This window comes from Variovorax sp. 01N425, from assembly GCF_056399465.1.
Genome location: NZ_JBFTRJ010000037.1, coordinates 1 through 9,608, shown reverse-complemented (window position 1 = coordinate 9,608; position 9,608 = coordinate 1). Strand labels below are relative to the sequence as shown.

The window sequence follows — 9,608 nt, the reverse complement described above, 5'->3', positions numbered from 1 at the left end:
ATCTCCTCGAGGAACACCTCGCGCCGCGTCTTCTTGCGCTTGCCGGCGTACTCCGCGTCCGAGAAACTGATCTGGCTCATCGTTGCGCGCTCCGTCAATGACCTGCTTCGATCATGCAAGAAACATGCACTTGTTCAGACCTTCCCTAGGGGTGCGACGAAGGGCTACAGTCGGCCATAACCGGCCGTTCGCTGTGCCGGCACAATGTGCCAAAAAGCGGACGTTCGCGGCTTCGGCACAGTCCGTTCGAAAGAGCAGGAGCGCGGTGATCCGACGGTTCTGCGCCCCCTCGCACCTTCGACCTACGAATGTTGCATCGCCTTTATTGCTCAAGCGGAAACACGGTCGGAGTCGACGAGTACGTCTGTTATTCGGAGATCGGAGCCGACGGCTCTAGGGTACGTTACGTCGAAATAAAGTCAGATGGAACGGCGCTCCGGTACGACACCGAACGTGTCGCGGATCAGTACGGGATTCTTCCTGAAGGTAAATGGGAAGAAACGGAATCAACAGTGAGGGAATACGGCACAGTTGCAGCGATATCCGCCGAGCTGTTCCAAGTGGTTTGGTCCGTGACTCGGTGCATCAACGACGATAGGAGAACAGATGAAAGCAGAGTTCACCGTTTTTGAGGATGCTGATGGCTACTGGTTTGTTCCACGTAGCGAGGAAAATGCTGCCATTGCAGATCCGTCGTCGTATCGTGTTTGTGTGCATTCCACGAAGATTGCAGCATGCCGCGTCGCACTTCTTCAAGCGATTGACACTGGTGCAACTGAGCTGCACCTCCACGGCTGCGGGTCAACCACTAGCATCAAGCAGGAGGCGACTTCAAGTGGGGTGAAGCCCTTTATCTACTGGCCTTCGATCACCACCCGGATCGCTCCGTTTGTGCGAGCCAAGAAGGCATAGTTCAGGCCCTTCTTTACTGGCTCGTGACGGCCGACCCCGGACATTCGGCTAGCATCTCGGTTGTAACAATAGCGCGATGCCAAACCGCTTAACTGTGTATGCCCTACAAGGTCTTCGTCGACGACAACTACGCCTTCATGGACGAATCGAAGCGACACCCGGCGGGCGTTTTCGAATCTCACCAGGCGGCCGTATCTGCAGCAGAGGCCATAGTTGATGAATTTCTCCTTTCAACCTATCGGCCAGGAATGAAGTCCGATGAGCTTTTTGCTGCGTACCGAGGCTATGGCGAAGAGCCATTCATACTTGCCACCGAGCCAGACGCGGCAGTCGCCCCGATGTTTTCGGCTAGAACATATGCGGCCGAGAGCTGTGCAGAAATCTGCGCGGAACCACGCCCATGGTGGAAGTTCTGGACACCTTCAACCCTCTAACGTGCTCTTGCCCATAAGCTCGCTGCAATCAGCGTCTGTACGGCAGAGCTCGGCCCAACACCGGTCACTCGCGCTTAGGTCAGAATCCTGACACGCGCAGCCACGGGGCACGAGCTGCTCGGCCGAATGAGACACACGGAGGAGTCGAGTGAAAAACCTGAAGTACGTGGGCGTGGCTACGCTCGCGCTGGTCATGAGTTTCTCGGCCAGTGCAGGAGCATGGGGTGAAGGCCCCTTTGACAACGACGATGCACAAGACTGGCTGATTGAATGCTCGAGGTCGGCGGGGGCGGGCACGATAGCCGCAGCGATCAACGCAGCATTGCGTCCTGGCTATCTTGAGGCCGATGCGGGTTCTGTTGCCGTTGCCGCCGCCGAAGTTATCGCCAGTGCGGACGGAAAAGGGCCTGCCACGACAAGCGTAGACGTCGCGCCATGTCTCGCAAAGACGCGAACGCCCGAAGTGCGCGCCTTGGCGCCTCGTGCACGCCGAGCCATCACCCGGGTTTCGGACGCCAATTCTTCCGAACTCGCTCAACTATGGTCCGCAAGCAAATCAAACCGATGGGCTGCCGGAATCAGCCAGCTTGCGACGAGGCTCGAACGGTAGCGGTAACGGTAGCAACCGGCCAGAGCCAGACATTCGATATGACACCTCGCTTCTCCGTTGATTTCAACGAACTCCTTGAGCGCGATCTCATCATGCTGTCCCAGACCGATCTCCGGAAGGACATCAACGGCTCGTCCGTACTACTCGTTGAAGGTCTACCCGTTGAGGTCCAAGAAGAAAACCTCTATGACGACGGCACGCACGAAGTGCTGTTTGCTCGGGGAGTCGTTGAGGCCAACTCAACAGGCACCTGGTCTCACGTCAAGTGGTGCTGCCGATTTGACGCCGATGGCTTCTCCGATATCGCAGGTTAATGATGCTTACTACAGGCCTGTTCGGCCTGCCGTGCGACGGCAGAATCCGGCCAATAGCGGAAGTTCAACCAACCCTCCAGCACTGGTCTATATGTGGCCCTTCAGAAAACGCGTAGAGGCCTCGCCGGCATACACCATCCCGCCCTCAGAAAAGGTCGTAGAAGCCACGGCCGATCCCGGCGCTCGGGTTTACTGCCATGTTGAGTTCGAGTCGAGTGGCGAGAAGTCCTTACAGCGGCTGACGGAATTCTTTGACCTCGTGAAGGCAGCGAAGGATAGCGATGAGCCCGTCGATGAATCGCACCTACTGGCTTATCTGAGCGATGGTGAACGCTCCTACTTTTCGAACCTTACTCCGGAAGAAGTGGCTGAGTGGAACGAATATTGGTTCTCCACGCCGCTTCCAAAGCGGCATTCCCCTGAGATGCTGACTCCGCAGTGGGATTTCGCTTCCATGCTTGATGCATTCTGGAGCGGGGACTACGACCTCATTGCAATCCAACCACGAGCGACACGGCATGTATTGGAGTTCAACCCCCATGGCTATCCGTACGGCGGCACCGGCAGTCTTGTTGCGCTGGTCGAGTGTTTCGGCCATCGAATCGTCGGCGTTGATGATGGAACGGGATATGAGAAATACGTGCCACGGACGAACATCTGGAAGCCGTCTGCCGGCCGTGATGTCTGACCTCGCATCGCGCCCGCACCTACTTGGCTGTGGCCACCCGCGGCGAAGAAGGACCACATTTTCTTAAGAGGAACATAGTGGCGCTTTGGGCTCCTGATGCTCTCGTCGAACTACGGTTGTTCCCCTCGCACGCAGGCGGACGGGCGGGGCCGACTTCCACCGCCTGGTGGGGTTGCCCGCTCAGCATCGATGGTGAGCTTTTCGACGCGAGATTTGACCTTTCCGAGATGGAGCCGCTTTGGCCAGGAGAGTCTCGCGTCGTCCCCGTGAAGTTTCTCAGCCTGAATCTCGTGAGGCCTCTCATTGCTGAGGGTCAAGAGTTGCGCGTTTGGGAAGGGCGATGTATCGGGGAGGCCACAGTTTTGACTTTGTGCTGGTAGGCTGCCCTCGGCCATAACCAGACCTTCGATGAATACTCTCTCCTTATTCGCAAGACATCTGTGCTTCCTATTCTTGGTTGCGCTCCTGTTTGCTGGGTCTGCAGCGCATGCCTGTTCCTGCGTGCAGAAGTCCGACGTGCAGAAGTTCCGGGACGCCAAAGCAGTTCTTGTTGGCGTTGTGCTCGAAACTCGATACATCGAAAACAAAGCTGTGTTCGGTGGTGGGTACGTCAAGGCCCGGGCGCGCGTGAACGAGGTTCTGAAGGGAAAGGCGGGAAGCACATTCGCAGCAAGCGACCAGCTTCCCGAGAGTGGGATGTGCACCGCGTTTTTGCGAGCGGGGGTTGAGTTTGTGCTTTTCGTGGATGACCGCGACGAGGTGGGCATGTGTACGGGAACTCGGCCATTGGGCGCGACCATATACGACAGAGGTGAAAAGCTGATGGAGCTGCGGAAACTGAGGGCTGCCGCAAGGTTGTAGCAACGTTTGCTTCGGACCCAAAATCTCAAAAGACCGCGACAAGCTACATTCAGCCACAAGCGGAACTCCAGAGGCGCGGCAGACTTCGTCTGGGGACGAATGTTGAAATTGGAGAGACCGCGTGAGCGTCGAACATAAATTTGGATGGGGTCCCAAGACGATGCCTCGACCGAACGAGGCGGACATGAAGCGCCTGGCAGGCTTGGTTGAACGCGGTGAATTGCATCCAGTGCTCAATCACATCAAGTGGGCAGAGCTTCGGACCGAGATGCTCGCCGCACCTCCGGGGCAGCACCCTCAGTTCCGGGCTCGCAGCGTGTTCGCGCCGCCGGACTTCTGCACTACTTGGGACGGCGAGTTTTACTATCACGTCCATCCCGTAGCAGACTTGGAGTGGATAGAGCTACGAGCTGCCTCTTTGACGTGGCTGTGCGACGCCCTCCAGCGTCACAGCATTCCGTACTCGCTTGAAGCTGGCGTTGTGCGGGTTTGGGGTTACACACGACCCGGTCCACAACCAGAATGGCAGTAAGCGGCCAGAAGCGGCCTCTTGCGAACGTCGGCTCCGCGGACATGCCATAGTTGCAAGCATGAAGCAGACTCTGTCGATCGTCAAAGCGAAGCAAGCCTGGGCAGAGGGGCGCTTTCTGGACTGTGGGCGAGCACTCTACGAGCCGATGCAGCCACATGAGCGGGTCAACTGGGCGGCGGACCTCTTGATGTTCTGCATGCAATACAGCCCCTCGTTACCTGTTATCGACCGCGTCGTGGAGTTGGCAAAGGTTCTATCCGATTGGCGGCTCGCGCATGCGGCCTTCAATGAGGTCCGCAGGATGACGTTGGTCGCCGAAGCGCGAGACAGTGCCATCGACCCGGCCCTGAAGAGCCTTCTATTTGTCGCCGAGAACACCGCCAAAGTTATCTACAACTCTTCGGGTGAGCCAGCGCCGTTCGACGCCGATGCCGGGTGGGAATTGGTGCCATGCGTAGAGCACTTCTTGGCGACCATCGCTGTGCCTGCGGTGACCGAGGGTGGTGTCCAACTGATCTTCGCTTCAGTGTGAGGCCAGTTGCCGGCCAAAACCGGACACATGGCGGGACCTCTATTCTTCGCCTATCGGCTGCGCGTGCACCCCGCATTCCGTCAGCCTTTGAAGTAGGCGCTCTACCGCCTCAGTCGGTTCGCAACCGAACTCCCCTGGCGCCACCGTTAGGTCGCGGGAATCTCGTCCCTTGAAGAGCCGCACGGAGCGCTCTCTGCCGCCCCAAGATTTCACCTCGACCAAACCTTGATCCTCCAACAAAGGAATGTGGATGCAGTCATGAAATAGTTCGCTCCGCACTCCCGCAGCCGCTAGAGCCGCAGAGAATTCATCGAGGCCGTCATCTTGAAACATGGCGGAATTAGACCCCAAGGAGCCATGCAGGAGAAGCGGGGGCACGTTCAAGACGCTTCTCTCTAATGACCGCTTTCGCGAGCCTTCGAATTCCGCTTCGCCTCCATGCGCCTCCGCTGGCGCAAAGTTTCGATCCCTAAACTGCATAGGAGATCGACATGGACGCTCTCACCGTCTCAGCACCACGGCCGCCGTGGAACAAGGGCAAACTCGTGGGACAGAAGCGGCCTTTCAAGCTCAAGGAAATTTGGGCTATCCGCACTCGCCTCCAGTTGTCCCGTCGTACTCGTGACCTTGCACTTTTCAATCTCGGAATCGACAGCAAGCTCCGGGCGTGCGACCTGGTGAAGCTGCGGGTCCGCGATGTTGCCAACGGCGATCGGACGGCCGCACGGGCGAACGTGGTTCAGCAAAAGACCGGGCGACCGGTCCAATTTGAGCTCACCGATCCGACGCGGGAGGCCGTGTACAGGTGGATCAATCTGGCCCACCTTCGTTCCGAGGACTTCCTGTTCCCGAGCCGGGTGCATTCGTCGCCGCATCTCGGGACCAGGCAGTACGCCCGAATTGTTGATGGCTGGGTGGAAGAGATCGGACTGGATCCGGCCGAGTACGGCACCCACTCAATGCGTCGGACCAAGGCGTCCCTGGTCTACCGCCGAACGAAGAACCTTCGCGCGGTGCAGCTCCTGCTTGGCCACACCAAGCTCGAAAGCACGGTGCGGTACCTCGGAATCGAGGTCGAGGACGCATTGGAGATGGCTGAGCAGACAGAAGCGTGACTGTGTCCTGGCGCTCTGGTTGACGAGCGCCAGTCATGGGCAAAATGCGGCCAGGACCAGACATTCGAGCTTTAATGCGGAAGCGTGAGTATGGAATTGAGCGGCAAAAGCATCATTCAGGGCTTCTTTCTGCTCGCCTGCGTGACACTACTGGCTCTGTTGTTCTTCGGCGCCTGGGTGCTGAAGAAGGTGTTGCCTGAGGAACATCCAATGAAGAGCAGCCTGTCGCCTGAAAGGCTTTTGCATATCGCAAAGATTCTTGCAGCAACGCTGATCGCGGCTTACTTCGTGGGTGCAGTAATCTTGTACGGTTAGGCAGGACGCGGCCACAAGCCGACCTTCGTAGGCGCCGCCTCTCTGTAACCGTGTGCGAGCCCGCCGCTATAGTTGCGCGACCATCCACTTGACAGGCCAATGTATGCTGATGACGCTCAACAGGTCTGGACAGACTTTCTCGAAGAAGATCGTCTACCTCTTTCTTTCCACTTTCTTGATTGCAGGACAAGTCATGGCGGCGACAGAGTCACTCGCTGAGTTGGATGTTGGTGAATATGCGGAGCTTGCTAAGCGTCCCAACCCCAAGCACCTCGTCCTTCAATATGTCCCCGCGCTTGCAGCACTACTGGCTCGTGCCGAACAGCTCAAAGCCGCCCCACTGACGCAAGCTGAAGTTGAGAGGATCAGAGACCATGGATCCGTGATGGTGGCGAACGATAGGGCCGCGAAGGCGGTTGCGGAGAAGCGGGGGTACAAAGATATTCACCCCGAATCGGCCTGGGAAGAGTGGAAGGTGCTTCGCACTCAGCTCCCGCGCTGAATGCCGGCGCCGAGTCGGCCCTTCGAGCGGCTGCTTTCCGCTGGTCGCAGCGTCTCAAAAGGATCCAAGGACTAAACCGCTCGCGCGGTAGCCCGCCGCACAGTCTGTGATTTAACAAACATCGCGCCCCTGTCTATGTTGGGAACCGAGGCAATCGGCCTCGTTCTTCGACAGGAGCACGATCATGATCCCTTCGACACCGGTGGTTTCGCCGCTGCGCCAGCGCTTGCTCGACGACATGCGCATGCGCAAGCTCGGCCCCAAGACGCAATCCGCGTACGTTCGCGCTGTGCGTTACCTCGCGAGCTTCCTTCAGCGCTCCCCCGACACGGCCACCGCGGAGGATCTGCGGCGTTTCCAGTTGCACCTGGTCGACCGGGGCGTCTCGCCGATCACGCTCAACGCCACCATCACCGGCCTGAAGTTCTTCTTCGACGTCACGCTCCATCGCGGCGAACTGGTCGAGAGGATGAGCTACGTGCATGTGCCGCAGAAGCTGCCGGTGGTGCTCAGCCGCGACGAGGCCGCACGCCTGATCGCGGCGGCCTCCAACCTCAAGTACCACACGGCACTGTCCATCGCCTACGGCACCGGCCTGCGGGTCAGTGAGATCGTTGCGCTGAAGGTCGGCGACATCGACAGCCAGCGCATGACCCTGCGCGTCGAGCAGGGCAAGGGTCGCAAGGATCGCTATGCGATGCTCTCGCCGGTTCTGCTGGAAAGGCTGCGGGCCTGGTGGCGGTATGCCAATGCGCAGGGCAAGATGCTGCCCAACGGTTGGCTGTTCCCTGGCATGAACCCGGTCGATCCCTTGACCGCGCGCCAGCTCAACCGCGCGGTCCATGACGCCGCCGAAGCGGCCAAGATCGACAAGCGCGTCACCATGCATACGCTGCGCCACAGCTTCGCCACGCACCTGCTGGAGCAGAAGGTGGACATCCGCGTGATCCAGGTGATGCTCGGCCACAAGAAGCTGGAGACCACGTCGGTCTACACGCACGTGGCCACCGAAGTCCTGCGCGAGGTCGTCAGCCCGCTGGAGAAGCTGTCTGCGTAGGCCCTCTTCATGGCGCACTGCGCCCTGGAAGTCGCCGACGTCTTCCGCACCCACGGTCCCGGCTGGCGCAACGCGCAGCGTGGTCACCTGAGCCTGGGCCAACTCAAGGTCATGTCGGCCATCGAGCAGTGCCGCAGCGCGGCGCTGGGGGCCACGTGTTGCGTTGCGAAGGCTGCGGGCAGGATCAGATCGCCTACAACTCGTGCCGCAACCGGCATTGCCCGAAGTGCCAGGCCAGTGCGGCGCAGCGCTGGCTCCAGGCGCGCCAGGCCGATCTGCTGCCGGTGGACTACTACCACGTCGTCTTCACCTTGCCGGCGCCGATCAGTGCCATCGCCTACTGCAACAAGGCCGAGATCTACGCCTTGCTGTTCGACACGGCCGCCCAGACCCTGTTGACCATCGCAGCCGATCCCAAGCACCTTGGCGCGAGCATCGGTGCGACCCTGGTGCTGCACACGTGGGGATCGGCACTGACGCACCACCCGCATGTGCACGGTATCGTGCCGGGCGGAGGTCTGTCGCCGGATGGCGGGCGCTGGGTCGCCTGCAAGCCCGGCTTCTTCCTGTCCGTGCGGGTGCTGTCTCGCCTGTTCAGAAGGCGCTTCCTCGAAGCGCTCGGACAGCTGCATCGCGCGGGCCGCCTGCGATTCTTCGGCGAGTTCGCGGGGCTGACCGACGCGCACGCCTTCGCGGACTGGCTCGCGCCGCTGCGCAAGTGCGAATGGGTCGTCTACGCCAAACGACCGTTCGCCGGACCCGAAGCGGTGCTGGCCTACTTGTCCCGCTACACGCACCGCGTCGCCATCTCCAACAGCCGGCTTGTTGCCATGGACGAGCAAGGCGTCACCTTCCGTTGGAAGGACTATCGGGCCAAGGGGCGCACTCGGCGCAAGACGATGACGCTCGATGCCGATGAGTTCATGCGCCGCTTCGTGCTGCATGTCCTGCCGGGCGGCTTCCACCGCATCCGACACTACGGGCTTCTGGCCAACGGCAATCGCACGGCCAACCTGGCGCGCATCCGCGAACTACTGGGGCAAGAGGCTGACGCCGTCGCGCAGATCGCGAGCCTGGATGCTGAGCCTTGCCGTTCTCCACCGACCTTCGTCTGCATGCACTGCGGCGCTGCGATGATCGTCTTGCTGACGTTGGCGCGCGGGCAGCCGATCCGTGCGCCGCCACCACAGGTCGGGGCACCATGACAACGCAGCCGCTCAGCCAACCTTCGACCCTTCTTGCTATCGGGCCGATGAGAGGAAGTCTGGTCTTCGAGTCCGGTGATGCCTTCGTCGACCGTCCTGGCGTCGAGCGACGCGTACGACGACCTGGATTTACTGCGCTTCGGCAACGCCGTTGGAGGCTTCCCCCCGGGCTCCGCATCGGCGCCAGCTCGGGCCACGCGTTCCGAATCGCCATAGACCCGTAGCCTTCCCCGTCCACCGCAGAGCATTCCGCGGTTTCCTCCTTAGAGGCTTGTCCAACACCTGCCCTCAGGCCGTTGTCGTGCGCGGGCTCGTGGTGTTGCACGGGCAGGTATCGGACAACCCTTAACCCATTCGGCCTCGACGAGGCTCCGGCAGAATGCGGCCGAGGCTGTGTGAAAAGACTTCCAGTCCTGCCCATCAAAAAATAAAATCGGTGCACCCGTTCCAAGCAAGGTGCCCCATGAAGCGATTCATCGAAGGCGAAGACCGACAGCAGGTCGCGCTGTTGCCGGAATGTCTTGATGACTA

Annotated in this window: 12 protein-coding genes and 1 pseudogene; all 13 read left to right on the top strand. The window is 60.0% G+C overall.

All coding sequences use genetic code 11. The features are described from left to right. The first annotated feature begins 606 nt into the window (after positions 1-606). Positions 607-912 (top strand): hypothetical protein, encoded by a 306-nt coding sequence (locus tag AC1DSC_RS32340; RefSeq protein ID WP_478132062.1) that lies wholly within the window; start codon positions 607-609, stop codon positions 910-912. Between the two features lie 98 nt (positions 913-1,010). Continuing rightward, positions 1,011-1,346: a hypothetical protein gene (locus AC1DSC_RS32335; RefSeq protein WP_478132061.1), complete on the top strand. Its 336-nt coding sequence runs from the start codon at positions 1,011-1,013 to the stop codon at positions 1,344-1,346. A gap of 148 nt (positions 1,347-1,494) precedes the next feature. Further along, a complete protein-coding gene (locus AC1DSC_RS32330) occupies positions 1,495-1,956 on the top strand; it encodes a DUF4259 domain-containing protein (protein WP_478132060.1) in 462 nt (153 codons plus the stop codon). Between the two features lie 38 nt (positions 1,957-1,994). Next, positions 1,995-2,270, top strand: coding sequence for a hypothetical protein (locus AC1DSC_RS32325; RefSeq protein ID WP_478132059.1), 276 nt, complete (start codon positions 1,995-1,997; stop codon positions 2,268-2,270). Next, positions 2,245-2,958, top strand: a complete 714-nt coding sequence (locus tag AC1DSC_RS32320) for a hypothetical protein (protein WP_478132058.1) — start codon at positions 2,245-2,247, stop codon at positions 2,956-2,958. Before AC1DSC_RS32325 ends, AC1DSC_RS32320 begins: the two co-directional genes overlap by 26 nt. A 408-nt stretch (positions 2,959-3,366) precedes the next feature. Further along, positions 3,367-3,819 carry a hypothetical protein gene (locus tag AC1DSC_RS32315; protein ID WP_478132057.1) on the top strand — a complete coding sequence of 151 codons (453 nt, stop codon included), beginning with the start codon at positions 3,367-3,369 and terminating at the stop codon, positions 3,817-3,819. A 160-nt stretch (positions 3,820-3,979) separates the two neighbouring features. Continuing rightward, complete coding sequence (locus AC1DSC_RS32310) at positions 3,980-4,351, top strand: DUF6678 family protein (RefSeq protein WP_478132063.1); 372 nt, start codon at positions 3,980-3,982, stop codon at positions 4,349-4,351. 58 nt (positions 4,352-4,409) lie between these two features. Next, positions 4,410-4,883 (top strand): hypothetical protein, encoded by a 474-nt coding sequence (locus AC1DSC_RS32305; protein ID WP_478132056.1) that lies wholly within the window; start codon positions 4,410-4,412, stop codon positions 4,881-4,883. A 491-nt stretch (positions 4,884-5,374) separates the two neighbouring features. Further along, positions 5,375-5,998, top strand: a complete 624-nt coding sequence (locus AC1DSC_RS32300) for a site-specific integrase (protein WP_478132055.1) — start codon at positions 5,375-5,377, stop codon at positions 5,996-5,998. 90 nt (positions 5,999-6,088) lie between these two features. Further along, positions 6,089-6,313 carry a hypothetical protein gene (locus AC1DSC_RS32295; RefSeq protein ID WP_478132054.1) on the top strand — a complete coding sequence of 75 codons (225 nt, stop codon included), beginning with the start codon at positions 6,089-6,091 and terminating at the stop codon, positions 6,311-6,313. A gap of 103 nt (positions 6,314-6,416) precedes the next feature. After that, positions 6,417-6,815 (top strand): hypothetical protein, encoded by a 399-nt coding sequence (locus tag AC1DSC_RS32290; protein ID WP_478132053.1) that lies wholly within the window; start codon positions 6,417-6,419, stop codon positions 6,813-6,815. 184 nt (positions 6,816-6,999) lie between these two features. Further along, the gene (locus AC1DSC_RS32285; protein WP_478132052.1) at positions 7,000-7,872 is read left to right on the top strand and encodes a tyrosine-type recombinase/integrase; all 873 of its coding nucleotides are present in this window, start codon (positions 7,000-7,002) and stop codon (positions 7,870-7,872) included. 9 nt (positions 7,873-7,881) lie between these two features. Next, positions 7,882-9,077 (top strand): annotated as a pseudogene (locus tag AC1DSC_RS32280) (IS91 family transposase). The last annotated feature ends 531 nt before the right edge of the window (positions 9,078-9,608 follow it).